This is a genomic window from Streptomyces sp. NPDC006610, from assembly GCF_040611575.1.
Classification (GTDB): Bacteria; Actinomycetota; Actinomycetes; order Streptomycetales; family Streptomycetaceae; genus Streptomyces.
On sequence record NZ_JBEXOP010000020.1, the window covers coordinates 33,575 to 59,461 of the forward strand.

Below are 25,887 nucleotides of genomic sequence, written 5' to 3' on the forward strand. Positions count from 1 at the left end.
CTCGGGTACGAGCCCCGACTACTTGATCATGTAGATCGTGGCGAAGAGGCCGATCCAGACGACATCGACGAAGTGCCAGTAGTAGGACACGACGATGGCGGCGGTCGCCTGCTCGTGGGTGAATCTCCGCGCCGCGTAGGTGCGGCCCAGGACCAGCAGGAAGGCGATCAGGCCGCCCGTCACGTGCAGGCCGTGGAAGCCGGTGGTCAGGTAGAACACCGAGCCGTACGGGTCCGACGAGAGCGACAGGCCCTCGTGCTTGACCAGCTCGGTGTACTCCAGCACCTGGCCGCCGATGAAGATCGCACCCATGACGAAGGTGACGATGAACCACATCCTGAGCTTCTTCACGTCACCGCGCTCGGCGGCGAAGACGCCGAGCTGGCAGGTGAGGGAGGAGAGCACCAGGATCGTGGTGTTCGTCGCCGAGAACGGGAAGTTCAGGGCGTCGGCCTTCTCGTGCCAGAAATCGGGCCCGGTCACCGATCGCAGGGTGAAGTACATCGCGAAGAGGGCCGCGAAGAACATCAGCTCGGAACTCAGCCAGATGATGGTTCCGACGCTGGTGAGGTTCGGCCGGTTGACCGACGGGTGCGCGTGCCCGGTATCTACTGTCGTTGCTGTCGCCACGACCGACATTATGTCGGTCGCTTATCCCGCCCTCACCCCGGGGGGTGCCGTTCGGTGCGTTCGGCCCCCGTGTACTGCTCGTATGGCCCATCGAAGTGGTGTTCCCACAACTGTTGACGAGGGGGTCGAAGGGGTAGCATCCGCCGCAGCAGGCCTGTCCTTTCACGACGCCGACGTCCCGGAGGAACCATGCAGCCGACCGCCACGGTGCTGGTCTACAGCGACGACTCCAACACCCGCGAGCAGGTGCGCCTGGCGACCGGCCGCCGGCCCGCTCCGGACGTTCCCGTGGTCGAGTTCGTCGAGTGCGCGACGCCCGCCGCCGTCGTCAAGGAACTGGACAAGGGCGGCATCGACGTCTGCGTGCTGGACGGCGAGGCCGTGCCCATGGGGGGCATGGGCGTGTGCCGGCAGATCAAGGACGAGGTGTTCCGCTGCCCGCCGGTGCTGCTGCTCATCGGGCGCCCGCAGGACGCCTGGCTGGCGACCTGGAGCCGGGCCGAGGCGGCGGTGACGCTGCCGGTGGACCCGGTCGAGTTCGCCGCGGCGCTGGCCTCGCTGCTGCGGGAGCGGGCCGCGCTGAGCGCCTAGCGGGCGCCGTCGCCCCGGTTCACAGCGCCGCCGGCCGGAGCCTGGCCCGTTCCGCCGTGGCCGGGCCCTGGGCCGCGGTGCCGTGCAGGGCGCTGCCCTGTTTCCACTCCTTCCAGTCCAGGTTCCAGTCGCCGAAGCCGTTGCCGAAGGGCTCCATCGTGCGGCCCTCGGAGTTGACGACCTTGACCAGGTCGCCCTCGCGGACGGTGTCGAAGAACCACTGCGCGTTCGCGGTGCTCATGCCGGTGCAGCCGTGGCTGACGTTGGCGGAGCCCTGGGAGCCGACCGACCAGGGGGCGGCGTGGACGTACTCGCCGCTCCAGGTCACCCGGGTCGCGTAGTAGACCGGCAGGTCGTACGACTCGGCGGAGCCCTCGGCGATGCCGATGGTGGTGCCGCGCATGCGTACGAAGTACTCCTTGCCGATGACGACCTTGACCCCGTTGCGGGTGTCGAAGCCGGGCTTGCCCGTGGTGACCGGGATGGTCCTGATCTCCTCGCCGTTGCGGTAGACCGTCATCCGGTGCGCGGCGGCGTCCGTGACCGCGACGACGTGGTCGCCGATGGTGATCCGCACGGGTCTGGCCGGGCCGCCCCGGAGCCGGTCGCCGACCTTGATGCCGTCCAGGGTGCTGCGCGCCTCGACGGTGGCGCCGGCGGGCCAGTATTCCCGGGGCCGGTAGTGCAGCTTCCGGTCGTCCACCCAGTGCCAGGCGCCCTCCACCGCGGGCGTGGAGCGCACCTTCAGGGCCCGCTCCACGGTCGCGCGCTGCGCCCTGTCCCGCACCGGCAGGTTCAGTTCGGCGGTGATCGGCCGGCCCACGCCGTAGCGGCCCGTCCCGGGGCCGAAGGTGACGGTGAGGCGCTTGTCGGACCGGGGCTTGCCCGTCTCCACGGTGAGGACCCGGCGGCCGGGGGCGCCGTCCTCGTTCTCGGTGCCGACCCGGACCGTGTAGCGGGCGCTCGCGGCCAGCGGGGAGGTGGAGCGCCAGCGGCTGCCGTCGGCGGACAGTTCGCCCGACAGGTGGCGGCCGGCCGCGTCGACGGCCGTGACGTCCGTGATACGGCCCTCGGAGGCGTCGGCGGTGATCTGCAGGGGCCGGTCGGGGTCGGCCTTGCGTCCGGCGCCCGTGGGGCCGCTGACGGAGATCTGCCGGGCCGCGTCGTACGGCGCCGCGGTGGGCGGCACGTCGTCGCCCCCGCAGGAGGTGGCGCCCGCGACGAGGGCGATCACGACCAGCGTGCAACCGGCGGCGGTGCAGGTGCGCGGGACGCCGGCTGCGGTGCCCCGGGAGAACACGGAGTGGCTCATGGCCTCAACGTAGGAAGCTTTGCCCGGCTCGGCACGGCGGGTAGGCCGGACGGGCGAGCGGGGCTGGGCGGAACGAGGGAGCCCGGACCCTCCTGACGGAGTGTCCGGGCTCCCTGGCGCTCGGCGCGTGCTACTGGGTGCGGTTCTCACCGCGGTAGTACTCGAAGACCCAGCCCCAGATGCCGATCAGGACCAGCGGGGCGGAGAAGTACAGCAGCCACCAGCCCACCGCGACCGCGAGGAACGCGAAGGCGCCGCCGATGGCCAGCGACAGCGGCTGCCAGCTGTGCGGGCTGAAGAAGCCCAGCTCGCCCGCGTCGTCCGCGACGTCGGCCTCCTTGTTGTCCTGCGCGCCCGCGTCGACCCGCCGGGCGGTGAAGCCCAGGTAGAAACCGATCATGATGCACAGGCCGAAGGCCAGGAAGAGGGCCGTGGTACCGGCCGGCTCCTTCGACCACACGCCATAGACGACCGCCATGGCGAGGACGAAGACGCTCAGCCACATGAACATCTTGCCCTGGATCTTCACTTGCCGGCCTCCTTGCTACCCGCGAGGGCGCTGGCCCCGTGACCGGCGTGCCCGAGCTCCTCGAGCGCCGCGATGTCCGGGTGGTGCAGGTCGAACGCCGGGGATTCGCTGCGGATCCGCGGCAGGGTGAGGAAGTTGTGCCGCGGCGGCGGGCAGGAGGTCGCCCACTCCAGCGAGCGGCCGTAGCCCCACGGGTCGTCCACGCCGACCGGCTTGCCGTACTTGGCCGTCTTCCAGACGTTGTAGAAGAACGGCAGGATCGACAGGCCGAGCACGAACGAGGCGATGGTGGAGATCGTGTTCAGGGCGGTGAAGCCGTCGGCCGCCAGGTAGTCGGCGTACCGGCGCGGCATGCCCTCGGCGCCCAGCCAGTGCTGGACCAGGAAGGTGCCGTGGAAGCCGATGAACAGCGTCCAGAAGGTGATCTTGCCCAGGCGCTCGTCCAGCATCTTGCCGGTCCACTTCGGCCACCAGAAGTGGAAGCCGGAGAACATCGCGAAGACGACGGTGCCGAAGACGACGTAGTGGAAGTGCGCCACCACGAAGTAGGAGTCGGACACGTGGAAGTCCATCGGCGGCGAGGCCAGGATGACACCGGTCAGACCACCGAAGGTGAAGGTGATCAGGAAGCCGGTCGCCCAGAGCATCGGCGTCTCGAAGGACAGCGAGCCCTTCCACATCGTGCCGATCCAGTTGAAGAACTTCACACCGGTCGGGACCGCGATGAGGAACGTCATGAAGGAGAAGAACGGCAGCAGCACACCGCCGGTGACGTACATGTGGTGCGCCCACACGGTCACGGACAGACCCGCGATGGCGATGGTCGCCGCGATCAGGCCCGAGTAGCCGAACATCGGCTTGCGGGAGAAGACCGGGATGACCTCGCTGATGATGCCGAAGAACGGCAGCGCGATGATGTACACCTCGGGGTGGCCGAAGAACCAGAAGAGGTGCTGCCACAGCAGGGAACCGCCGTTGGCCGCGTCGAAGATGTGCGAGCCGAACTTGCGGTCCGCCTCCAGCGCGAACAGGGCCGCCGCGAGGACCGGGAAGGCCAGCAGGACCAGGACACCGGTCAGCAGCACGTTCCAGGTGAAGATCGGCATGCGGAACATCGTCATGCCCGGGGCGCGCATGCAGATGATCGTGGTGATGAAGTTGACCGAGCCGAGGATGGTGCCGAAGCCGGAGAAGGCCAGACCCATGATCCACATGTCGGCGCCGATGCCCGGCGAGCGGACCGCGTCCGACAGCGGGGCGTAGGCGAACCAGCCGAAGTCGGCGGCGCCCTGCGGGGTGAGGAAGCCGGCCACCGCGATCAGCGAGCCGAACAGGTAGAGCCAGTAGGCGAACATGTTCAGCCGCGGGAACGCCACGTCGGGCGCGCCGATCTGCAGCGGCATGATCCAGTTGGCGAAACCGGCGAACAGCGGCGTCGCGAACATCAGCAGCATGATCGTGCCGTGCATCGTGAACGCCTGGTTGAACTGCTCGTTCGACATGATCTGCAGGCCCGGGCGGGCCAGCTCGGCGCGCATGAAGAGCGCCATCACGCCGCCGACGCAGAAGAACACGAACGACGTCACCAGATACAGGGTGCCGATCGTCTTGTGGTCGGTGGTCGTCAGCCACTTGACCACCACGTTGCCCGGCTGCCTGCGGCGGACCGGGTGCTCGTTCTCGTAGGTGCCCGCCTCGGGGGCACCTGCGGGTTCGTTGACGATGCTCACAGGACGTTCGCCTCCCGGTCCTTCGCGTGCTGCGTCTGCTCGATACCGGCGGGCACGTATCCGGTCTGGCCCTTCTTGGCGAGGTCCTTCAGGTGCTGCTCGTAGCGCTCCGGCGAGACGACCTTCACGTTGAACAGCATCCGGGAGTGGTCGACGCCGCAGAGCTCGGCGCACTTGCCGAGGAAGGTGCCCTGCTTGTTCGGGGTCACCTGGAAGGCGTTGGGGTGGCCCGGGATGACGTCCTGCTTCATGAGGAACGGCACCACCCAGAAGGAGTGGATGACGTCACGCGAGGTGAGCACGAAGCGGACGGTCTTGCCCTCGGGCAGCCACAGCGTGGGGCCGGGGTTGCCGGTCTGCGGGTTGCGCTCACCGGGCGTGCCGCAGGTGTAGACGCCGCCGGCGTTCGCCGGGAAGTCCTTCTTGTAGCGCTGCGGGACCGCGTCCAGCTCCTTGGCGGTCTTGGCGTCGCCTGTGGAGCCTTCGACGTTCTCGATGTAGTTGAAGCACCAGCTCCACTGGAAGCCGACCACGTTGACCGTGACGTCCGGCTTCTTGTCCATGTCGAGCAGCTTCGACTCGTCGCGAGCCGTGAAGTAGAAGAGGACCGACACGATGATGATCGGGACCACCGTGTAGAGCGCCTCGATCGGCACGTTGTACCGGGTCTGCGGAGGGACCTCCACCTTGGTGCGGCTGCGCCGGTGGAAGAAAGCACTCCACAGGATCAAGCCCCACACCAGCACGCCGACGGCGAGCGCGGCAGCCCAGGAACCCTGCCACAGGGAGAGGACGATGGGCGCCTCTTCCGTGGTGGGGGTGGGCATACCAAGGCGGGGGAAGTCCTCGTATGTGCAACCGGTAGCGGTCGCCAGGACCAGGCCCGCGGTCAGTGCCTGCAGCAGCTTCCGCCGCATCGGGCGCCGCGGCGAGCGGTCGGAGCCGTTGGGACTCACGTAGCGCCTTCCCGAGAGTCTCGCCCGCGCGGTCGGCTGCGGCCTTCTCGCTGGTAGGTCGCCGCCCTGCGTCGGGCAGGGGTTTGGATGTTTATGCGGACCAAACCCTACTGGACGCTATTTGGGGTCGCGCGGGGAGGGGGGCGCAACGCGCCGCGGGTCCTTCGACGGGGGTCTGTTGTCCGGCTCTGGGCCGGTTCTGACGGTGGGTTTTGTCCGTCGCGGAGCCCCGACGTGCGGTTTTTGTGGCGGCTGCGGACCGAATGTGGTCGATCGCGCGTTTCCCCACGCCGCCACCGGGCGCTTAGCGTTGCCGTATGGCCTACTTCGACGCCGCTTCCGCCGCTCCTCTCCATCCCGTCGCCCGGCAGGCCCTCCAGGCCTCCCTGGACGAGGGGTGGGCCGACCCGGCGCGGCTGTACCGGGAGGGGCGGCGGGCCCGGATGCTGCTGGACGCCGCGCGGGAGGCGGCCGCGGAGGCGGTGGGGTGCCGGGCGGACGAGCTGGTGTTCACGTCCTCGGGGACGCGTGCGGTGCACTCGGGGGTGGCCGGGGCGCTCGCGGGGCGGCGGCGCGCCGGACGCCACCTGATCGTGTCAGCCGTCGAACACTCCTCCGTCCTGCATGCGGCCGAGGTGCACGAGGCGGACGGCGGGACGGTCACCGAGGTCGCGGTGGGCCGGGAGGGCGCCGTGCGGGCGGACGCGTACGCCGCCGCGCTGCGCCCCGACACGGCGCTGGCGTGTCTGCAGTCCGCCAACCACGAGGTGGGGACCGCCCAGCCGGTGGCCGAGGTGGCCGCGCGGTGCCGGGAGGCGGGGGTGCCGCTGCTGGTGGACGCGGCGCAGTCGCTGGGCTGGGGTCCGGTGCCGGGCGAGTGGTCGCTGCTGACGGCGAGCGCGCACAAGTGGGGCGGGCCGTCCGGGGTCGGGCTGCTGGTCGTGCGCAAGGGGGTGCGGTTCGCGCCGCAGGGGCCCGCGGACGAGCGGGAGTCGGGGCGGGCGGCCGGGTTCGAGAACATCCCGGCGATCGTGGCGGCGGCGGCCTCGCTGCGCGCGGTGCGGGCCGGGGCGACGGCCGAGGCGGCGCGGCTGCGGGAGCTGACGGACCTGATCCGGGCCCGGGTGCCCGAACTGGTGCCCGACGTGGAGGTGGTGGGCGATCCGGTGGACCGGCTGCCCGGGATCGTCACCTTCTCGTGTCTCTATGTCGACGGGGAGACGCTGCTGCACGAGCTGGACCGCGCCGGTTTCTCCGTGTCGTCCGGTTCGTCCTGTACGAGCAGCACGCTGACGCCGAGCCATGTGCTGCGTGCGATGGGGGTGCTGAGCGAGGGCAACGTTCGGGTGTCGCTGCCGCCGGGGACGCCGGCCGAGGACGTGGAGCGGTTCCTCCGGGTGCTGCCGGGCGCGGTGGCGGGGGTGCGGGAGAAGCTCGGGACGCCGGCGCCGGCCACCGTGGTGCGCGGGGACGCGCTGGTGGTGGACGCGGTGGGCAAGCTGTGCCCGATCCCGGTGATCGAGCTGGCGAAGGTGATCGGGCAGGTGCCGGTGGGCGGCACGGTCCGGGTGCTCGCCGACGACGAGGCGGCGCGGCTGGACATCCCGGCGTGGTGCGAGATGCGCGGGCAGGAGTACGTCGGCGAGGAGCCGGCGGACCAGGGCTCGGCCTATCTGGTCCGCCGGGTCTCCTGACGTCGCGCGGGGTCAGGCCAGGTGGGCCTGGACCTCGGCGGCGGCGTCGTGGCCGTACGCCTTGGTGAAGCGGTCCATGAAGTGGGCGCGGCGCAGGGCGTACTCCTGGGTGCCGACGGTCTCGATGACGAGGGTGGCCAGCATGCAGCCGACCTGGGCGGCGCGCTCCAGGGAGACGCCCCAGACGAGGCCGGACAGGAAGCCGGCGCGGAAGGCGTCGCCGACGCCGGTGGGGTCGGCCTTGCGCTCCTCCTCGGGGCAGCCGACCTCGATCGGCTCCTCGCCGGCCCGCTCGACGCGCACGCCCCGCTTGCCGAGGGTGGTGACGCGGTGGCCGACCTTGCCGAGGATCTCCTCCTCGGTCCAGCCGGTCTTGGACTCGATGAGGCCCTTCTCGTACTCGTTGGAGAACAGGTAGGTGGCGCCGTCCAGCAGGATGCGGATCTCCTCGCCGTTCATCCGGGCGATCTGCTGGGAGAAGTCGGCGGCGAAGGGGATGCCGCGCGAGCGGCACTCCTCGGTGTGTCGGAGCATCGCCTCCGGGTCGTCGGCGCCGATGAGGACGAGGTCGAGGCCGCCGACGCGGTCGGCGACGGTCTTGAGCTCGATGAGGCGGGCCTCGCTCATGGCGCCGGTGTAGAAGGAGCCGATCTGGTTGTGGTCGGCGTCCGTGGTGCACACGAAGCGGGCGGTGTGCAGGGTCTCGGAGATGCGGACCGAGGCGGTGTCGACGCCGTGCCGGTCGAGCCAGGCACGGTACTCGTCGAAGTCGGCGCCCGCGGCGCCCACCAGGATCGGCCGGGTGCCGAGCTGGCCCATGCCGAAGGCGATGTTGGCGCCCACGCCGCCCCGGCGTACGTCGAGCTGGTCGACCAGGAACGACAGCGAGACCGTGTGCAACTGGTCCGCGACGAGCTGGTCGGCGAAGCGGCCGGGGAAGGTCATGAGGTGGTCGGTGGCGATGGAGCCGGTGACTGCGATGCGCACGGCGTGGAATCTCCCGGGTGGAAGGCGTTGACGGTTCACGCTACCGGGTTCCGGCGAGGTCGCTGAAGCGGGCAAAACTACCCGATAGTAGACCTTTCATGGCAGGCCGGTCCGTGCATACGGTGCAGCATGACCAACCTTCGAGCGACCTCCCCCGCCCCCGCCGACCCGGAGGGCGATCTCGCCTCGCTGCGCGGCGACTGCGCCCGGATGGCTCCGCACTGGACGGCCCCCGACCGCCGCGCCCCGCGCCCGGTCTCCCCGTCGGCGATCCACGGCGTGCGGGTCCCGCCGGATTCGGCGCGACTGGTGGACGCGATGCCGGAGTACGGCGACTGATCCGGCGCGTCCGCGGAACCGCTCGCGCCTCCGCCGCGTCCCATCGCCGTCCCCGCGCAGGGGAACGGGACGCGACCCGTGTATCGGCCGGGTCGCAGGCAGGCGAAGGAGCGATGCGGTGGACACCGAGCGACCCGACCACACCGAGGGCCCCGAGGGTGCGGGCGCCGCCGAGGGAACCGGCACGGCCGGCCCGGCGCGGCGGCGTCCGTCCGTGCTGATCGCCTCCGTCGCCGCCGCCGTGCTGGTCGCGGGCGGCGGCGGGGCGTACCTCGCCACGTCCGCCGGGGACGGCTCCGGCGGGACCACGGCGTCCGAGGCGCCCGGCGGCGACGGCACTCCCCCGCCGCTGGTCCTCGACGGACACGTCGGCGGCATCGCCCCGGGCGAGCCCGGCCCCGGCGGCGTCTCCTACCGGGCCTCCGGCAGGCTGCCCGACGGGCCGGACTCGGCGCCGGTCCACCAAAGCGCCGGCCGGGTCACCGAGGCCGAGGTGACGAGGCTCGCCCGGGCGCTCGGCCTGGAGGGCAGGCCCGTCGCCGAGGCCCAGGCCTGGCGGATCGGCAGCGCCCGCGACGGCGAGGGCCCGAGCCTTCAGGTGAACCGGCAGGCACCGGGCACCTGGACGTTCCAGCGGTACGCCCCCGGCTCCGACGACTGCAAGAGCGCCGTCTCCTGCCCGGACGAGCCGTCCGGCGGGGGCGCGGTGAGCGAGGAGGCGGCCAGGAAGGCGGCCCTGCCGGTGCTGGAGGCGGCCGGGCAGGAGGGCGCCCGGGTGGTCGTCGGCGCGGACACGGGCGCCGGGCGGACGGTCGACGCCCGGCCCGTGGTCGGCGGACTTCCCACGCACGGCTGGCCGACCGGCGTCACGGTGGGCGCGGGCGGCGAGGTGGTGGCCGGCAGCGGACAGCTGAAGGCGCCGGTCAAGGGGCACACGTATCCCGTGCTCGGCGCCGCGCGGACGCTGGACCTGCTCAACGCGGCTCAGGCGCCGGACGGGCCCGTGGGGATCGGCGGCTGCGCCAGTGCCGTGCCGCTGGACGAGCCGTCCGACCTGCCCTGCGCCACGCAGAAGGCTCCGGCCGGGAAGCCGGCCGAGGTCGAGGGCGCGGTGTTCGGGCTGGCCTCGCACTTCGTGGAGGCCCGGCAGACGCTGGTGCCGTCCTGGCTGTTCGAGGTGCGGGCGCCCGGCGCGAAGGAGACCTTCACGGTGGCGCATCCGGCGATCGACCCGCGGTTCCTGAAGTCGCCGGAACCGGCCGCGACGCCGGACGAGCGTCCCAGCCCCCGCCCCGGCGCGCAGGACCCGGCCGTGGAGGGCTACACGACCGAGGGGCGCGAGCTGACCGTGAGCTTCACCGGCGGGGTCTGCTCCGACTACGAGGTCACGGCCGAGGAGGGCCGGGGCCGGGTGACCGTGAAGGTGACCGAGACGGCCTGGCCGGACGCGGTCTGCATCGCGATCGCCGAGATCCACCACCGGACCGTGCGGCTGGAGGAGCCGCTCGGCGACCGGAAGGTGGTCGGCCCGGACGGCGAGGGAGTGCCGCTGGAGAAGCCGGGGGCGCGGCTTCCGCGGTAGGAGCGCGCCTCACCCCGGCGGGGTCCGCCCCCGGGCGGGGCGGATGCGCCCCCGGGCGGGAGCGCGCTTGCCTGGCGGAAGCGCACCTCCCCGATGCGAGCACGCCTCTGCGGCGGTACCGCACCTCCCCGGTGTGAACGCCCCGGCCCCGGACCCGGACTGCCGTCCGGGTGCGGCGCGGCGACGGCGCCCGGGCCCGCGGGCGCGGGCGCCGTCAAGCGAGCACACCCCCGGCGCGAGCACACCCCCGGCGCGAGCACACCCCCGGCGCGAGCACGCAGAAAGGCGGCGGCCCCAAAGGGGCCGCCGCCTTTTCGTGCCGTGCGCACAGGGCCGCCGCGCAGGCGCGGCGTGCCTGCTCAGGCACGGCGCCGAGCGTGCGCTCAGCGAGCCGCGCCCGGCCGGCCGCGCCCCGCGTCGGTGCTCAGCTGAAGGAGTCGCCGCAGGCGCAGGAGCCCGTGGCGTTGGGGTTGTCGATGGTGAAGCCCTGCTTCTCGATGGTGTCGACGAAGTCGATCGTCGCGCCGCCCAGGTACGGGGCGCTCATGCGGTCGGTGACGACCTTCACTCCGTCGAAGTCCTTCACGACATCGCCGTCGAGGGAGCGCTCGTCGAAGAAGAGCTGGTAACGCAGGCCGGAGCAGCCTCCGGGCTGGACGGCGACGCGCAGCGCGAGGTCGTCGCGGCCTTCCTGGTCGAGCAGCGCCTTGACCTTGGACGCGGCGGCGTCGGTCAGGATGATGCCGTCGGTGACGGTGGTGGTCTCGTCCGATACGGACATCTACATCTCTCCCGGGTTGTACGGAGACTGCTTGCCGACGGTTGCAACCGTGGGGGCCGCGGATTCATTCCGGGCCGGGCGCTCGCTTTTCGGCTCCCTCCTCATGCTCGCACACGCCCCACCGAGCGGAAAACGGTCCTTGTGGGGCCTTCCGGGAATGAATCGAGGGCTCGGGGGATTCACGTCAACATGGACGCTATGGCCATCGTCAAAGTGACGTGAAGCGGTTATGATAAATAGCGTCAGACAGACGAAAAGTCGCCCCGCAGAGCCGGCCGCTGAACAGAAAGTGGTGCGTAGTGACCACCGCCCAGACCCAGGAGCTCGACGTACAGCCGACGCCCCTCGCCCTGCTGCTCCTCGGCCGTGAGGCCGACCCGAAGAGCGAACGCGGTGTGGAGTGCCCCGGCGACCTGCCCTCGCCGTCCGACCCGGACCTGGTCGAGCGTGCCCGCGCGGCCAAGGAGAAGCTGGGCGACAAGGTCTTCGTGCTGGGTCACCACTACCAGCGCGACGAGGTCATCCAGTTCGCCGACGTGACGGGCGACTCCTTCAAGCTCGCCCGGGACGCCGCCGCGCGCCCGGAGGCGGAGTACATCGTCTTCTGCGGTGTGCACTTCATGGCGGAGTCCGCGGACATCCTCACCTCCGACGACCAGAAGGTCGTCCTGCCCGACCTGGCGGCCGGCTGTTCCATGGCCGACATGGCCACCGCCGAGCAGGTCGCGGAGTGCTGGGACGTGCTGACCGAAGCCGGCGTGGCCGAGCAGGTCGTGCCGGTGTCGTACATGAACTCGTCCGCCGACATCAAGGCCTTCACCGGCAAGCACGGCGGCACCATCTGCACCTCCTCCAACGCGCAGCGGGCCCTGGAGTGGGCCTTCGCGCAGGGCGAGAAGGTGCTGTTCCTGCCCGACCAGCACCTGGGCCGCAACACCGCCGTCCGCGACATGGGCATGTCCCTGGAGGACTGCGTCGTCTACAACCCGCACAAGCCGAACGGCGGGCTGACGGCCGAGCAGCTGCGCGCCGCGAAGATGATCCTGTGGCGCGGTCACTGCTCGGTGCACGGCCGTTTCAGCCTCGACTCGGTCGAGGACGTGCGGGCGCGCGTACCGGGCGTGAACGTGCTGGTCCACCCCGAGTGCCGGCACGAGGTCGTGGCCGCCGCCGACTACGTGGGCTCGACGGAGTACATCATCAAGACGCTGGAGGCCGCCCCGGCGGGCTCCAAGTGGGCCATCGGCACCGAGCTGAACCTGGTTCGCCGGCTGGCGAACCGTTTCGCTCCGGAGGGCAAGGAGATCGTCTTCCTGGACCGGACGGTCTGCTTCTGCTCGACCATGAACCGCATCGACCTGCCGCACCTGGTCTGGGCCCTGGAGTCGCTGGCCGAGGGCAAGCTGGTCAACCGCATCGAGGTCGACAAGGAGACCGAGGCGTTCGCCAAGCTGGCGCTGGAGCGGATGCTGGCGCTGCCGTAGCCGTTTCCGGCGCGCAGGCCCTTCCCGGGTGCGCGCAGACGGCCGTGAACCTTCCCCTGCGCACCGAGGGCCCACCCGGAGTCTCCCGGGTGGGCCCTCGGCCGTCGACCGTGCGTCAGACCTCGGCCGACGCCGGCTCCTGCGAGGCCTGCTGCGGAAGTGCGCCCTTCTTCGCCGCCCGCTTCTTCGCCCGGCGCTCCTTGCGCAGCTCCAGCATCGCGTAGAGCGTCGGGACGAGGAGCAGCGTCAGCAGGGTGGAGGTGATCAGACCGCCGATCACGACGACCGCCAGCGGCTGGGCTATGAAGCCGCCCTCGCCGGTGACGCCGAGCGCCATCGGGAGCAGGGCGAAGATCGTCGCCAGGGCGGTCATGAGGATCGGGCGCAGCCGGTGCCGGCCGCCCTCGATCACGGCCTCCACCACGCCGTACCCCTGTGCCCGGTACTGGTTGACGAGGTCGATCAGCACGATCGCGTTGGTCACGACGATGCCGATCAGCATCAGCATGCCGATCATCGCGGGGACGCCCATCGGGGTGCCCGTCGCCACCAGCAGGCCGATCGCGCCGGTCGCCGCGAACGGGATCGACACCAGCAGGATCAGCGGCTGGGCCAGCGAGCGGAACGTCGCCACCAGCAGCATGAACACGATCGCGATGGCCGCGAGCATCGCCAGGCCCAGGTTGGCGAACGCCTCCTCCTGGTCCTCGGAGACGCCGCCGATCTCGGCCGTGGCGCCGGCCGGCAGGTCCAGGCCGTTGATCGTGGACTGGAGGTCGGCGCTGACCGCGCCGGTGTTGTCGCCGGTCGGCTTGGCGGTGATGGTCGCCGCGCGCTGCCCGTCGATGCGGGTCATGGAGACCGGTCCGTCGACCAGCTTCACGGTGGCGATGTCGCCCAGGGTGACCCGGCCCAGCGGCAGCCGCTTCAGCTCGGCGAGGGTGTCGGCGGGCCGGGCGGACTTGACGACGACGTCGCGCTCGGTGTCGTCCAGCGTCGCCCTGGCCGCGGTCGTGCCGCGCACCGCCTGGGCGACGGCCGCGCCGAGGCTCTGGTCGGTGAAGCCGGCCGCGGCGGCCCGGTCGCCCGCCTCGACGGAGATGCGGGGCACGCTCTGCGAGAGGTCGCTGGTGACGTCGGTGACGTCGTCCAGACCGGCCACCGCCTTGCGGACCTCCTCGGCGGCGGTGCGCAGCACCTTCGCGTCGGCGGCCTTCACGACCACACTGAGGTCCTGGGCGCCGAAGCCGTCGCCGGCCGCGATGGTGGTCGTGCCGATGCCGTCGAGACCGGCAAGACCCTCCTCGATACGGTCGCGCACGTCGTCGGAGGACGCGGAGTCCTCCAGCATCACCGAGTACGACGCCTGGTTGGTGTCGGTGCCGCCGCCGAAGGCGGCCATGAAGCCGGACGAGCCGACGGTGACCTGGTAGTCCTTGACGCCCTCGGTGTCGCCGAGCAGCTTCTCGACCCTCTTCGCCTGCGCGTCGGTCGCCGCCAGGCTGGTGCCGGGCTCCAGCTCCTGCCTGACGGTGAGGACCTCCTGCTCGCCCTGGTCGAAGAAGTTGGTCTTCAGCAGCGGCGCCATGCCGAAGGTGCCGATCAGCACGACGACGGCGATGGCCACGCTGGTCAGCCGGCGCCGGGTGGCGAAGCGCAGCACGGGGACGTACAGGCGCTGCAGACGGCTGCGGGCCTCCTTCTCCTCGGCCCGCCGGCGGGCCTCCTCGGCGTCCTCGGGGGTGCCCTTGGGCGCGCGCAGGAACCAGTACGACAGGACCGGCACGACCGTCAGCGACACCAGCAGGGAGGCCAGCAGCGCCGCGGTCACCGTCAGCGAGAACGAGCCGAACAGCTCGCCGACCATGCCGCCGACCAGGCCGATGGGCAGGAAGACGGCGACCGTGGTGAGGGTGGAGGAGGTGACGGCGCCGGCGACCTCGCGGACGGCCTTGAGGATGGCGTCCTGGCGCTCCTCGCCGTAGCCGAGGTGACGCTTGATGTTCTCCAGGACCACGATCGAGTCGTCGACGACGCGGCCGATCGCGATGGTCAGCGCGCCCAGCGTGAGCATGTTCAGGGACAGGTCGCGGGTCCACAGCACGATCAGGGCGAGGACCACCGACAGCGGGATGGACACCGCGGTGACCAGGGTGGAGCGGATGGATGCGAGGAAGACCAGGATCACCAGGACGGCGAAGACGAGGCCCAGTGCGCCCTCGGTGGTCAGACCGTCGATGGCCTTGGACACCGCCGGGCCCTGGTCGCTGACGACCGTGACCTCGGCGCCGGAGCCGAGGTCCGCGCGCAGGCCGGGCAGCCTCTCCTCGACGGCCTCGGAGATGGCGACCGCGCTGCCGTCGCGGTCCATGGTGAGGGCGACCGAGAGGCTGGGGCGGCCGTTGGTGCGGGTGAGGGAGTCGGCGGCGGCCTGCTCCTCCTCCACCGCGGCGACGTCACCGAGGCGGACGGGCTTCTTCACGCCCTCGCCGGTGATCATCAGGTCCTCTATCTGCTCCAGCGAGGTGAAGGCGCCGCCGACCTGGACGGTGCGGTTGCCGCCGTCCTCGTCGAAGGAGCCGGCCGGGACGGTGACGCCGCCGGTCTGCAGGGCCTGGGCGAGGTGCTGGGCGGTCAGCCCGGCGCGGGCCAGCGCGGCGTCCTCGGGCGTGACGGAGACCTGGAGGTCGCGGACGCCGTCGACGGTGACCCGGCCGACGCCGTCGATGTTCTTCAGGTCCGGGACGACCGTGCGGTCCACCCGGTCGGCGAGGGCCTGCTGGTCCTCGTCGGAGGTGACGGCCAGCACGACGGTGGGGATGTCGTCCGTCGAACCGGCGATGACCTGCGGGTCGACGTCGTCCGGGAGCTGGACGCGGGCCCGGTTGACGGCCTGCTGGACGTCGGCGACGAGCTGCTGGGGGTCGGGGCCGTAGTCGAAGGACGCCATGATGACGGCGTTGCCCTCGCTGGCCGTGGAGGTGACGCCGGTGACGCCGTCGACCGCCTCGAGGTTGTCCTCGATGGGTTCGACGACCTGCTTCTCGACCACGTCGGGGGACGCGCCCTGGTACGGCGCGAGCACCGAGACCATGGGCAGTTCGATGGTGGGCAGCAGTTGCTGCTTGAGCTGGGGGATCGCGATGGCGCCGAAGGCGAGCGCGATGATGGACATCAGCCCTGTCAGGGCCCGTTGCGCGAGGCTGAATCTCGACAGCCAGGACATGGGTCAGCGTCTCTCTTCCGTGGCCTGAGCGGAGCGGTGGGCGCACACGTGAGCGCCCGCCCCAACACCCTGAGCCATCGGCGGAGGCCGAAAGGTAGCTCCCAGGTCCCGTTCCTTACGCCGCGCATACTGCGGGAGGAGTAGAGGGGCGAACGGATCAGTCCACCCTCGGGCGTACCAGCCCGGACTCGTAGGCGATCACCACGAGCTGCGCCCGGTCGCGGGCGCCCAGCTTGGCCATGGCCCGGTTGACGTGGGTCTTCACCGTGAGCGGGCTGACCTCGAGGCGTTCGGCGATCTCGTCGTTGGAGTGCCCGCCGGCGACCTGCACCAGCACCTCCCGTTCGCGCACGGTCAGTGCGTCGAGCCGCTCGGAGCGGGCCGGGTCCGGCCCGTCGCCGGTGCCGCCCTGGGCGAGGAAGCGGGAGATGAGGCCCTTGGTCGCGGCGGGCGAGAGCAGGGCGTCGCCGCCCGCCGCGACCCGGATGGCGTTCAGCAGTTCCTCCGGTTCGGATCCCTTGCCGAGGAAGCCGGAGGCGCCCGCGCGCAGCGACTGCACCACGTAGTCGTCCACCTCGAAGGTGGTCAGTATGACGATCCGGACGTGCGCGAGGGCGGGGTCGGAGCTGATCTCGCGGGTGGCGGCCAGGCCGTCGGCGCCGGGCATGCGGATGTCCATCAGCACCACGTCCGGGCGGTGTTCGCGGGCCAGCCGCACCGCCTCCACGCCGTCGCCGGCCTCGCCCACCACCTCCATGTCGGGCTCGGAGTCGACCAGGACGCGAAAGGCGCTGCGCAGCAGGGCCTGGTCGTCGGCGAGCAGGACACGGATGGTCATGCGGGGTCCTCCCCTGGGCGGGTGCGGGGCTTGACGGGCAGGATCGCATGGACGCGGAAGCCGCCCCCGTAGCGGGGGCCGGTGGTGAGGGTGCCGCGCAGGGCGCCGACGCGTTCGCGCATGCCGAGCAGCCCGTGGCCGCCGCCGCTCGGGGAGGGGTCGTCGCCGGAGCCGTCGTCCAGGACGGTGATCTCGACGTTCGGTCCCACCCGTACGACGCTCACCTCGGCCTTGGCGTCCGCGCCCGCGTGTTTCTGCACATTGGTCAGGGCCTCCTGGATGATCCGGTAGGCGGCGAGGTCGACGGCGGCCGGCAGGGTGGTGTCCTGGTCGGCGCGGGCGACCTGGACCTGGAGGCCGGCGTTGCGGAAGGTGCCGACGAGCTCGTCGAGACGGTCGAGGCCCGGTGCGGGCTCGGTGGGCGCCGCCGGGTCGTCGGACTGGCGCAGCAGGCCGACGGTGGCGCGCAGTTCGTTCAGCGCCGACCGGCTGGCCTCGCGTACGTGGGCGAGGGCCTCCTTGGCCTGGTCGGGCCGTCGGTCCATGACGTGCGCGGCGACCCCGGCCTGGACGTTGACCAGGGCGATGTGGTGGGCGACGACGTCGTGCAGGTCGCGGGCGATGCGCAGCCGCTCCTCGGCGACGCGGCGGCGGGCCTCCTCCTCGCGGGTGCGCTCGGCGCGTTCGGCGCGTTCCCGGATGGCGTGCACGAAGGCGCGGCGGCTGCGCACGGCGTCCCCCGCGGCGGCGGCCATGCCGGTCCAGGCGAAGATCCCGACGTTTTCCTGCGCGTACCAGGGCAGCGGGCCGGCGAGCATGGCGACGCCGGTCAGCACGGTCATGGTGAGCAGGCCGACCCGCCAGGTGGTGGGGCGGTCGGTGGAGGCGGCGACGGTGTAGAGGGCGACCACGGCGGCCATGGCGACCGGGGCGCGCGGGTCGCCGGTGACGCACTCGACGACGGAGAGGGTGCCGGTGAGGGCGAGGACGCGCTTCGGGCCGCGGCGGCGGAACACCAGGGCGGCGGCGCCGAGCGCGATGAGCACCAGGCTGGTCGGGTCGGGGGTGCGCAGGCCCCAGCTGACGCCGTTCTCGCCGTGCGGGTCCACGAAGGAGCCGGCCACCATGCAGACCAGGACGCCGGCGGCGAGCGCCGCGTCCAGCGCCATGGGATGCGCCTTCAACTGCCGCCGGACGAGCTCGAGATTGCTCACGCCTGCTTACGGTACGGGCACGCCGGGGGGCGGGGTACGGAAACCGCCGGGTGGCGCGGGGGCCGGGGTGCCTGCGGGGGCCGGCCCGGGGTGGCGGTCGGCCTCGGTGCCGGGCCGGGGCCGGTCGCGTCGGTGAGGCGCGTCGGCCCGGCGCGGGACCGAGCCCGCGCGGCCGGGCACCATTCCCGGGAGCCCTGTCCTGCGAAGTCCCCTGTCGGCCCTGGAGTCACCGGACACCGCGGGGCACAGGCCGAGACACCCGGGTCACGGCCGGGCCGGGGTCGGCCCCGCGCGGCACGGCAGCGGGCGGAGGCCCGGTGCGCCGGGCCGGGCCCGCGCGGCGGGACGCGCCGCCGCCCGGCGGCGGACGCCGCGGGACGGAGTCCGCGCTCCAGCCGCGCGTTCTCCTGGGCCTGCAGGGTCACGGACGGCCACTGGCCGAGGCCCGGCACGATGCCGAGGGCGACAGGCGGAGAACCCCGATCGCGACCGGGCCCGGTTCCGCCCGGCCGGGCGCGGCGATGTCCGCACGTGCCGCAGGGCCGGGCCCGCGCGGTGGGGCCGGTCCCCGAAGCGGACGCCGCCCGGCGGCAGGGCTGCGGCGCTCCGATCGCCGCCAGGTTCGGGCCTGCGGCGCGCGGCTGTGCGGCGGGACGTCCGTCAGGGGCCGGCGGGCCCGGGCCTCAGCCCGGGATCAGCCCGTCGTCGCTGAGGAGTTCGCGGACCTCGTCCAGGGTGGCGTCCGGGGACGGGAGGATCAGCTCCGACGGCTCCAGGGAGTCGTCGGGGAGCGGTTCGCCCAGTTCCCGCACCCTGGTGAGGAGGGCGGTCAGGGTGCGGCGGAAGCCGGGTCCGTCGCCCTGCTCCATCTCCGCCAGGAGTTCGTCGTCCAGCTTGCTGAGTTCGGCGAGGTGGCCGTCGGCCAGCCTCACCTGCCCCTCCCCCATGATCCGTACGATCATGTCGCCCTCCTCGGCGTGGGCCCCGGCCTCGTCCGTCCGTCGTTACTGCTTGTCGAAGCGGGGGGTGTCCTGCGGCTGCTGCTGCTGGTTCTGCCGGCCGTCGCCGCCTTCGATGGCCTGCTGCCCGCCGGTCGTGCCGCCGGCCAGCTCGGCCTTCATGCGCTGCAGTTCCAGCTCTACATCCGTACCACCGGAGAGCCGGTCCAGCTCGGCCTGGATGTCGTCCTTGGCCATGCCCGTGGGGTCGTCGAGGGCGCCGGAGGCGAGCAGTTCGTCGATCGCGCCGGCCCGCGCCTGGAGCTGCGCGGTCTTGTCCTCGGCCCGCTGGATGGCCAGGCCGACGTCGCCCATCTCCTCGGAGATGCCGGTGAACGCCTCGCCGATCCGGGTCTGCGCCTGGGCCGCGGTGTACGTCGCCTTGATCGTCTCCTTCTTGGTGCGGAAGGCGTCGACCTTGGCCTGAAGCCGCTGGGCCGCGAGAGTGAGCTTCTCCTCCTCGCCCTGGAGCGTGGAGTGCTGGGTCTCCAGGTCCGTCACCTGCTGCTGGAGCGCCGCGCGCCGGGACAGCGCCTCGCGGGCGAGGTCCTCGCGGCCGAGGGCGAGCGCCTTGCGGCCCTGGTCCTCCAGCTTGGCGGACTGGCTCTGGAGCTGGTTGAGCTGGAGCTCCAGCCGCTTGCGGGAGGTGGCGACGTCGGCCACGCCCCGGCGGACCTTCTGGAGCAGCTCCAGCTGCTTCTGGTACGAGTAGTCGAGGGTCTCGCGCGGGTCCTCGGCCCGGTCAAGGGCCTTGTTCGCCTTCGCGCGGAAGATCATCCCCATACGCTTCATGACACCGCTCATGGGCTTCGCGCGCCCCCTTCTGACGGACTCCGGCTCACAGGTCTGCGACAGAACCCACAGTAAGGGCCCTGCTTCCATTACCGCACTGTTCGGGGACGGATGCGCTCATCCCCAAGGACGACTGAGTGCGCTTCTGCTCCGGCGTGAGGAGTAGGCGGATCTCCGGGTACGCCCCGGGGTCCGGTGCGACCCTTCGTCCCGTCTGCCCCCTACAGACGCACGGTGTTGCCGGATCGTTCCCCACCGCACTGGGGTCCATGCCTGTGCAGCACGTACCCTTGGCTTTTGTGTTCCGTAGCCGTGCCAAGGAAGAGAAGGCCGCGGTCGCCGCCAAGGCGACGCAGACCGACTCCAAGCAGCCCCGTGATCCGCAGGCCCCGAAGGGCCGGCCGACGCCCAAGCGCAGCCAGGCCCAGTCCCAGCGCCGCAGCGTCGCCAATACGACGATGACGCGCAAGGAGGCCGCCAAGCGTCAGCGCGAGGAGCGTCGTGCCGCGCTGGAGCGGCAGCGCCAGGCGCTGGCGGGCGGTGACGAGCGCTACCTCCCGGCGCGCGACAAGGGCCCGGTGCGCCGGTTCGCCCGCGACTTCGTGGACTCGCGGTTCAACATCGCGGAGTTCTTCCTGCCGATGGCCGTGGTCATCCTGGTGCTGAGCATGGTGCAGGTGCCGGCGCTGCAGAGCGCCTCGCTGCTGCTGTGGCTGGTCGTGATCGTGCTGATCGTGCTCGACTCCGTCGCCACCGGTTACCGGCTCAAGAAGCGGCTCGCCGAGCGCTTCCCCGACGAGAACAAGCGCGGCGCCGTCGCCTACGCGCTGATGCGCTCCCTCCAGATGCGCCGACTCCGGCTGCCCAAGCCGCAGGTCAAGCGCGGAGAGCGGCCCTGAGCGCCGCTTCCTTCTCCGGGGGTGCGGCACGCGCCTGGCTCAGCGGGCTGGGCGGCCTGCGGGACGTCGTACGGCAGGAACTGGTCGCCCGGCAGCTCGACGAGCAGATAGCCGGGCGGTTCCCCGTCGGGCGGCGGCTGCGCGTGCTCGACGTGGGGATGGGCCAGGGCACGCAGGCGCTGCGGCTGGCCCGGGCCGGGCACGAGGTGACCGGCATGGAGCAGGACGCCACGATGCTGGGCGCGGCGCGGGCGGCGCTGGCCGCCGAACCGGAGGGGATCCGGGAGCGGGTGCGGCTCGTGGAGGGGGACGGCCGGGAGACCGGCGCGCACTTTCCGCCGGGCAGCTTCGACGTGGTGCTCTGCCACGGCGTGCTGATGTACGTCGAGGAGCCCGACCCGCTCCTGGCGGGGCTCGCGCGGGTGCTGGCGCACGGCGGTCTGCTGTCGCTGCTGGTGCGCAACGGCGACGCGCTGGCGATGCGACCGGGCCTGTACGGCGACTGGGCCACGGCGCTGGCCGCCTTCGACACCACCGCCTACCGCAACCGCCTCGGTCTCGACGTGCGCGCCGACCGGCTGAGCGCGCTCACGGCGACGCTGGCCGGGATCGGGGCGCCGCTGCACACCTGGTACGGCGTGCGGGTGTTCACCGACACGGCCGCCGACGGGGCGCAGCTCCCCACCGACCTGGAGACGCTGCTGACGGTCGAGGAGCGGGCCGGCCGGACGGACCCGTACCGGGGGATCGCGGCGCTGCTGCACCTGTGCGGCGTACGGGGCTGACGGGCCCTCCGGCGCCCCTGTCGCTTTGCGCGGCGTACGGGGCTGACCCGGGGCCCTCCAGCGCGCCTGTCGCTCCGTGCGGCGTACGGGGCGGCGTGGCCCGGCGCGCCTGTCGCTCCGTGCGGCGTACGGGGCTGAGAGGGCTCGTCGCGCCCGTCGCTCCACGTTCCTCGCCCGTCCTCCCCTTCCTTCCCGTTCCGCCGTTCGGGCGCGCAGCGGGGGCCGGGCGGGGCCGGCGAGGTCATGCTCGGGGCATGGACGCTTCCCGCCGCTCGCCGTACCGCCGCGCCCTGCCGCCCGCCGTCGCCGCGCTGTGCTGTTCGCTGGCGTTCGTCGCGGGATGCGTGGGCTCCGGCGCCCCGGAGCGGCGGGCGGACGCCTCGCCCCGGCAGGCGACGCGGGCCCCGCAGGCGGCGCTGCCCGCCGCCGTGCCGCGGGCGGCGGCGCGTGACCTGGAGGACGACTACCGGAAGGTCATCAGGGACGTCCTGCCGTCGGTCGTGCAGATCCAGGGCCGCGAGGACCTCGGCTCGGGGGTCGTCTACGACGGCAGGGGCCACATCGTCACCAACGCGCACGTCATCGGGGAGGAGAAGACCTTCCGGGTGACCCTCGCGAACCATCAGGAGCCGCTCACCGCGCGGCTCGTGCACTCCTACCCCGAGCAGGACCTGGCCGTCGTCCGGCTGGAGGACCCGCCGGACGGGCTGCGCGCGGCGCGGTTCGGGGACTCGTCCCGGGTGGAGGTGGGGCAGATCGTGCTGGCGATGGGCTCCCCGCTCGGGCTGTCGTCCAGCGTGACGCAGGGCATCGTCTCGGCGACCGGGCGGACCGTCACCGAGGGCGGCGGCAGCGGCGGCACGGGCGCGACGATCGGCAACATGGTGCAGACGTCGGCGGCCATCAACCCCGGCAACAGCGGCGGGGCCCTGGTCGGCCTGGACGGGCGGGTGATCGGCATCCCGACGCTCGCCGCGACCGACCCCGGGCTCGGGGACGGCGCGGCGCCCGGCATCGGGTTCGCGATCCCGGCGTCGATGGTGCGGACGGTCGCCGACCAGATCATCAAGGACGGCCGGGTCACCGACTCCGGCCGGGCGGCCCTCGGCATCACCGGCCGCACGGTGGTGGACCGGGACTACCGGGCCGCGGGCGTCGCCGTCGTGGACGTGGTGGAGGAGGGCGCCGCCGAGCGGGCGGGGCTGCGCGCCGGGGACGTCCTCACCCGGGTCGGCGCCACGGAGATCACGACGATCACCTCGCTGGCGGAGGCGCTCGCCGCGGCCCGGCCCGGTGACCGGACGCGGGTGACGTTCACCCGCGACGGTGAGGAGCGCACCGTCGACGTGACGCTGGGCGAGCAGTGAGGAGGGGGCAGGCCGGCTTCCTCCCGGCCGGCCCCCTCCCCCCCCCGGCCTACGCCTCTTCGGCGTGCAGGCTCATCGGGCCGTAGATCTCCGTGGCGTCCTCAAACAGCCGCACCTGGTCCGCGCCGCCGGCGAGCAGTTCCTTCCAGTGCTCCCCGAGCCAGGATTCGGCGTCGCCCTGCGTGGTGAACTCCTCGGGCTCCACCGCGGGCGGGACCTCCGTCCCGTCGGCCTTCTCGAATCGCCACGTCCATGCCGCCATGTACGCCTCCCAGATGTGAGCCCGAGCCGAGCGGACCCGGCCATGCGGAACGGGACCGGACCTTGATCCGGCTCCCGCCCCGAGCGTAGGGCCTGTCCGGCGGATCATGCCCCGGACGCGGGGGTTCGCACGCCTCGGGACCGGAGGACCGGGGGCCGGTCCCGGTCCCGATCCGCCGGACGGAGCCCGGCCGGGCGCGCAGGAGCTGCGGGGACGCGGGAAAATCACTGCGTGGAACTGACTCTGCTCGGCACCGGCGCCCCCGCGGGACTGCCCCGCCCCGACTGTCCCTGTGCCGCCTGCGCGCGGGCGCACGGACCCGACGCGCGGGCGGGCGCCTCCGTGCTGGTGGACGGGGCGCTGCTGCTGGACCTGACGCCCGGTGCGGTGTTCGCGGCGGCGCGGGCGGGGCGTTCGCTGGCCGGGGTGCGGCAGGTGCTGCTGTCCCACCCGCACGACGGGCCGCCGGTGGAAGTGCCGGCCGGGCTGCCCGCACCGGGGCGGGTGCCGGACGGGCGGGAGCTGGCCCTGCTGACGGGACACCGGGTGCGGGCGGTCGCGATGGACGCGCCGGGCACCGGATACGCGGTGACCGGCCCCGACGGGCGCCGGCTGCTGTATCTGCCGCCGGGGGGCGCGCCGGCCGGCCTGGAGGAGGGGACCGGCGGGGCACAGCCGTACGACCTGGTCCTCGCGGACGTGGTGGGGCGGCCGGACGCGCTGGCCCGGCTGCGGGCGGTCGGCGCGGCGGGGCCGGCCACGGACGTGGTCGCCGTGCACCTGGACCACGACGTGCCGCCCGGCGCCGAGTTGCGGCGGCGGCTCGCGGCGGCCGGTGCGCGGGCGGTACCGGACGGGACGACGCTGACGGCGGGCGGGTACGAGCACCTGCCCGACGCGCCCGACGTGCCGCGGCGGACCCTGGTGCTGGGGGGCGCCCGGTCGGGCAAGTCGGTGGAGGCCGAGCGGCGTCTGGAGGCGTTCCCCGACGTGCTGTACGTGGCGACGGGGGGCACGCGCGGCGGCGACGGCGAGTGGGCCGCGCGGGTGTCGGCGCACCGGGAGCGCCGGCCGGGGTCGTGGCGCACGAAGGAGACCTGCGATCTGGTGCCGCTGCTGACGGAGGAGGGCCCGCCGCTGCTGATCGACTGTCTGTCGCTGTGGCTGACGGACGCGATGGACTCGGTCGGGGCGTGGGACGACGCGGAGTGGGCCGGGGGCGGCGAACGGGCGCTGCGCGCACGGGTGCGGGAGCTGACGGACGCGGTGCGCGGGGCGCGGCGGATGGTCGTCGCGGTGTCGAACGAGGTGGGCTCGGGGATCGTGCCGGCCACGGCGTCGGGGCGGCGGTACCGGGACGAGCTGGGGCGGCTGAACGCCGCGTTCGCCGGGGAGTGCGAGCAGGTGCTGCTGGTGGTGGCGGGGCAGGCGCTGGTGCTGCGGGGGTAGCCCGTGGGCGGTGCGCGCACACGGCGCACCCCACGGCCGAGACCCGCCGGCAGCACGCCCACGCGGCGCACCCCACGACCGAGACCCGCCGACAGCACGCCCGCACGGCGCACCCCACGACCGAGACCCGCCGGCAGCACGCCCACACGGCGCACCCCACGACCGCGACCCGCCGACAGCACGCCCGCACGGACCCTTGCAGGCGGCCGTCGGCTGCGCCCGCACGGACCCTGCGGGCGGCCCGTCTGCGGTGCCCTTACGCGGCGTCCTTGCGGGCGACGATCCGGTAGGAGTTGGCGAACGGGCCCTCGCGCAGCAGCGGGTACAGCAGCAGGTCCGCCGCCCTGGCGAGGGCGAGCAGTGGGGCCGAGACCCGGTCGAGGACCGTGCGGACCGTGCGCCGCACCTCGCTCGGGGGCGCCGGCCGCCAGGGCTCGTCGGGGTCCGGGACGGCGTGCGCGAGGGCCAGGGCGAGGGCGGCGGACAGGTCCTGGGGGCGGTGGGCCGGGCGGTGCGCGGCGACGAGCACCGTGCAGCCCCGGGACTCCAGCTCCGCGCGGACGTTGGCCAGGGGCAGCAGGTTCGGGTGGCGGGGCTGGGTGTGCGGGAACCACCACTTGCCGAGGATGGCGGCGAACGCGCAGTCCGGGTCGGCCGCTTCGAGCAGCAGGATGCCGCCGGGGCGCAGCGCGGTGAGGGCGGCGTCGAGTTCCGCGCGGGGGTCGGGGGCGTGCTCCAGGCGGTGCAGGACGGTGACGACGTCGTAGCGGGCGCGCAGCCGGGCGGCGAGGCCGGGCGTGGCGAGGTGGCCGACGTGCGCCTCCTCGATCCGGCCGGCCGCACGGGCCTCCAGCACCCTCGGGGTCGGGTCGGAGCCGTCGAAGGCGGTGTAGGGGAAGAACCGCCGGGCCACCGCCGGGAAGTCCGCGCGCCCGGTGCCGACGTCCAGCCAGCTCTCCGGCTCGCCGTACGGCAGCACCACCCGCGCGGTCGTGCGCAGCCGGCGCCGGGAGGGCACGCCGAGGCCGCCCTCGTACCGGTCCCGGTCGTGGAAGGCCACGCCCTCCGGGGTGAGCGGCGGGTTCTGGAAGGCGTGCGCGCAGTCCCGGCACTCGTCGAGGGTGAACCGGCCCGGCTTGTGCTGGAGGAGGTCGGGCGCGGTGAACCGGGTGCGCAGCTGCCGGGAGCCGCACCAGGGGCAGTCCGCGCGGGGCGCCTCATGGAAACGATCGGTGCCCAGGGCGAGTTCGGCCAGGTAGGCGGCGCGGCGCCGGTCGGCCGACGGCAGCGCCGAGGGCACGGGGGATGCGGACATGGGCGGCTCCCGGGCGCAGGAAGGTGGATACGACAATCCGCTGCAAACCGGAACGTATGGGATACCGATCTTGGGTGCAACGACGTCGGCCGGTCGCCGTGACCCGGTGGCGGCCCCCTGTTCGACC

Annotated in this window: 23 protein-coding genes; 9 read left to right on the forward strand and 14 right to left on the reverse strand. The window is 72.9% G+C overall.

Translation table 11 applies throughout. The features are described from left to right. Positions 1-18 precede the first annotated feature (18 nt). Positions 19-639 carry a heme-copper oxidase subunit III gene (locus tag ABZY13_RS17980; RefSeq protein WP_356631712.1) on the reverse strand — a complete coding sequence of 207 codons (621 nt, stop codon included), beginning with the start codon at positions 637-639 and terminating at the stop codon, positions 19-21. A gap of 180 nt (positions 640-819) precedes the next feature. Between ABZY13_RS17980 and ABZY13_RS17985 the strand changes: the two genes are divergently transcribed. Next, entirely contained in the window at positions 820-1,221 is a 402-nt protein-coding gene (locus tag ABZY13_RS17985; protein ID WP_356631714.1) for a hypothetical protein, read from the forward strand. Between the two features lie 19 nt (positions 1,222-1,240). Here ABZY13_RS17985 and ABZY13_RS17990 read toward each other — a convergent pair whose 3' ends face one another. The 4 genes from ABZY13_RS17990 to coxB form a co-directional block, all read right to left on the reverse strand. Continuing rightward, entirely contained in the window at positions 1,241-2,533 is a 1,293-nt protein-coding gene (locus tag ABZY13_RS17990; protein WP_356631716.1) for an Ig-like domain-containing protein, read from the reverse strand. Between the two features lie 130 nt (positions 2,534-2,663). Then, positions 2,664-3,062, reverse strand: a complete 399-nt coding sequence (locus tag ABZY13_RS17995; RefSeq protein WP_356631718.1) for a cytochrome c oxidase subunit 4 — start codon at positions 3,060-3,062, stop codon at positions 2,664-2,666. Continuing rightward, entirely contained in the window at positions 3,059-4,792 is a 1,734-nt protein-coding gene (gene ctaD, locus ABZY13_RS18000) for a cytochrome c oxidase subunit I (RefSeq protein WP_356631720.1), read from the reverse strand. The genes ABZY13_RS17995 and ctaD overlap by 4 nt, the downstream gene beginning before the upstream one ends. After that, the gene (gene coxB, locus ABZY13_RS18005) at positions 4,789-5,748 is read right to left on the reverse strand and encodes a cytochrome c oxidase subunit II (RefSeq protein WP_356631722.1); all 960 of its coding nucleotides are present in this window, start codon (positions 5,746-5,748) and stop codon (positions 4,789-4,791) included. The genes ctaD and coxB overlap by 4 nt, the downstream gene beginning before the upstream one ends. Before the next feature lie 317 nt (positions 5,749-6,065). Between coxB and ABZY13_RS18010 the strand changes: the two genes are divergently transcribed. Continuing rightward, entirely contained in the window at positions 6,066-7,442 is a 1,377-nt protein-coding gene (locus ABZY13_RS18010; protein ID WP_356631724.1) for an aminotransferase class V-fold PLP-dependent enzyme, read from the forward strand. Between the two features lie 12 nt (positions 7,443-7,454). On the opposite strand, the gene ABZY13_RS18015 is transcribed toward ABZY13_RS18010, so the two are convergent. Then, a complete protein-coding gene (locus ABZY13_RS18015) occupies positions 7,455-8,429 on the reverse strand; it encodes a carbohydrate kinase family protein (RefSeq protein WP_356631726.1) in 975 nt (324 codons plus the stop codon). A 129-nt stretch (positions 8,430-8,558) separates the two neighbouring features. Here ABZY13_RS18015 and ABZY13_RS18020 point away from each other — a divergent pair, with 129 nt between their 5' ends. Continuing rightward, positions 8,559-8,768, forward strand: coding sequence for a hypothetical protein (locus ABZY13_RS18020; protein ID WP_356631728.1), 210 nt, complete (start codon positions 8,559-8,561; stop codon positions 8,766-8,768). A 118-nt stretch (positions 8,769-8,886) separates the two neighbouring features. Beyond that, on the forward strand, positions 8,887-10,350 hold the full coding sequence (locus tag ABZY13_RS18025) for a hypothetical protein (protein WP_356631730.1): 1,464 nt from the start codon (positions 8,887-8,889) through the stop codon (positions 10,348-10,350). Between the two features lie 424 nt (positions 10,351-10,774). Here ABZY13_RS18025 and erpA read toward each other — a convergent pair whose 3' ends face one another. Further along, a complete protein-coding gene (erpA, locus tag ABZY13_RS18030) occupies positions 10,775-11,131 on the reverse strand; it encodes an iron-sulfur cluster insertion protein ErpA (RefSeq protein WP_356193288.1) in 357 nt (118 codons plus the stop codon). A 299-nt stretch (positions 11,132-11,430) separates the two neighbouring features. Between erpA and nadA the strand changes: the two genes are divergently transcribed. Continuing rightward, positions 11,431-12,615: a quinolinate synthase NadA gene (gene nadA / locus ABZY13_RS18035; protein ID WP_356631732.1), complete on the forward strand. Its 1,185-nt coding sequence runs from the start codon at positions 11,431-11,433 to the stop codon at positions 12,613-12,615. A gap of 115 nt (positions 12,616-12,730) precedes the next feature. Here nadA and ABZY13_RS18040 read toward each other — a convergent pair whose 3' ends face one another. The 5 genes from ABZY13_RS18040 to ABZY13_RS18060 all read right to left on the reverse strand — a co-directional run bounded on the left by ABZY13_RS18040 (position 12,731) and on the right by ABZY13_RS18060 (position 19,695). Then, positions 12,731-15,841 (reverse strand): efflux RND transporter permease subunit, encoded by a 3,111-nt coding sequence (locus ABZY13_RS18040; protein WP_356631734.1) that lies wholly within the window; start codon positions 15,839-15,841, stop codon positions 12,731-12,733. A 157-nt stretch (positions 15,842-15,998) separates the two neighbouring features. Then, positions 15,999-16,679: a response regulator transcription factor gene (locus ABZY13_RS18045; RefSeq protein ID WP_356631736.1), complete on the reverse strand. Its 681-nt coding sequence runs from the start codon at positions 16,677-16,679 to the stop codon at positions 15,999-16,001. After that, positions 16,676-17,893 (reverse strand): sensor histidine kinase, encoded by a 1,218-nt coding sequence (locus ABZY13_RS18050; protein ID WP_356631738.1) that lies wholly within the window; start codon positions 17,891-17,893, stop codon positions 16,676-16,678. The genes ABZY13_RS18045 and ABZY13_RS18050 overlap by 4 nt, the downstream gene beginning before the upstream one ends. A gap of 683 nt (positions 17,894-18,576) precedes the next feature. Beyond that, the gene (locus ABZY13_RS18055; protein ID WP_356631740.1) at positions 18,577-18,855 is read right to left on the reverse strand and encodes a hypothetical protein; all 279 of its coding nucleotides are present in this window, start codon (positions 18,853-18,855) and stop codon (positions 18,577-18,579) included. Between the two features lie 42 nt (positions 18,856-18,897). Beyond that, positions 18,898-19,695: a PspA/IM30 family protein gene (locus ABZY13_RS18060; protein WP_356631742.1), complete on the reverse strand. Its 798-nt coding sequence runs from the start codon at positions 19,693-19,695 to the stop codon at positions 18,898-18,900. Positions 19,696-19,952: 257 nt separating this feature from the next. Here ABZY13_RS18060 and ABZY13_RS18065 point away from each other — a divergent pair, with 257 nt between their 5' ends. From ABZY13_RS18065 to ABZY13_RS18075, 3 genes are all read left to right on the forward strand, one after another. Continuing rightward, positions 19,953-20,582 carry a DUF3043 domain-containing protein gene (locus tag ABZY13_RS18065; RefSeq protein ID WP_356631744.1) on the forward strand — a complete coding sequence of 210 codons (630 nt, stop codon included), beginning with the start codon at positions 19,953-19,955 and terminating at the stop codon, positions 20,580-20,582. An 80-nt stretch (positions 20,583-20,662) separates the two neighbouring features. Beyond that, positions 20,663-21,367: a methyltransferase domain-containing protein gene (locus ABZY13_RS18070; protein WP_356631870.1), complete on the forward strand. Its 705-nt coding sequence runs from the start codon at positions 20,663-20,665 to the stop codon at positions 21,365-21,367. 254 nt (positions 21,368-21,621) lie between these two features. Beyond that, positions 21,622-22,734 carry a trypsin-like peptidase domain-containing protein gene (locus ABZY13_RS18075; protein ID WP_356631746.1) on the forward strand — a complete coding sequence of 371 codons (1,113 nt, stop codon included), beginning with the start codon at positions 21,622-21,624 and terminating at the stop codon, positions 22,732-22,734. A gap of 49 nt (positions 22,735-22,783) precedes the next feature. On the opposite strand, the gene ABZY13_RS18080 is transcribed toward ABZY13_RS18075, so the two are convergent. Further along, entirely contained in the window at positions 22,784-22,996 is a 213-nt protein-coding gene (locus ABZY13_RS18080; RefSeq protein WP_356631748.1) for a hypothetical protein, read from the reverse strand. A 231-nt stretch (positions 22,997-23,227) separates the two neighbouring features. Between ABZY13_RS18080 and ABZY13_RS18085 the strand changes: the two genes are divergently transcribed. Beyond that, entirely contained in the window at positions 23,228-24,445 is a 1,218-nt protein-coding gene (locus ABZY13_RS18085; protein ID WP_356631750.1) for a bifunctional adenosylcobinamide kinase/adenosylcobinamide-phosphate guanylyltransferase, read from the forward strand. Between the two features lie 256 nt (positions 24,446-24,701). On the opposite strand, the gene ABZY13_RS18090 is transcribed toward ABZY13_RS18085, so the two are convergent. Next, positions 24,702-25,760, reverse strand: a complete 1,059-nt coding sequence (locus ABZY13_RS18090; protein WP_356631752.1) for a class I SAM-dependent methyltransferase — start codon at positions 25,758-25,760, stop codon at positions 24,702-24,704. Between the last annotated feature and the right edge of the window lie 127 nt (positions 25,761-25,887).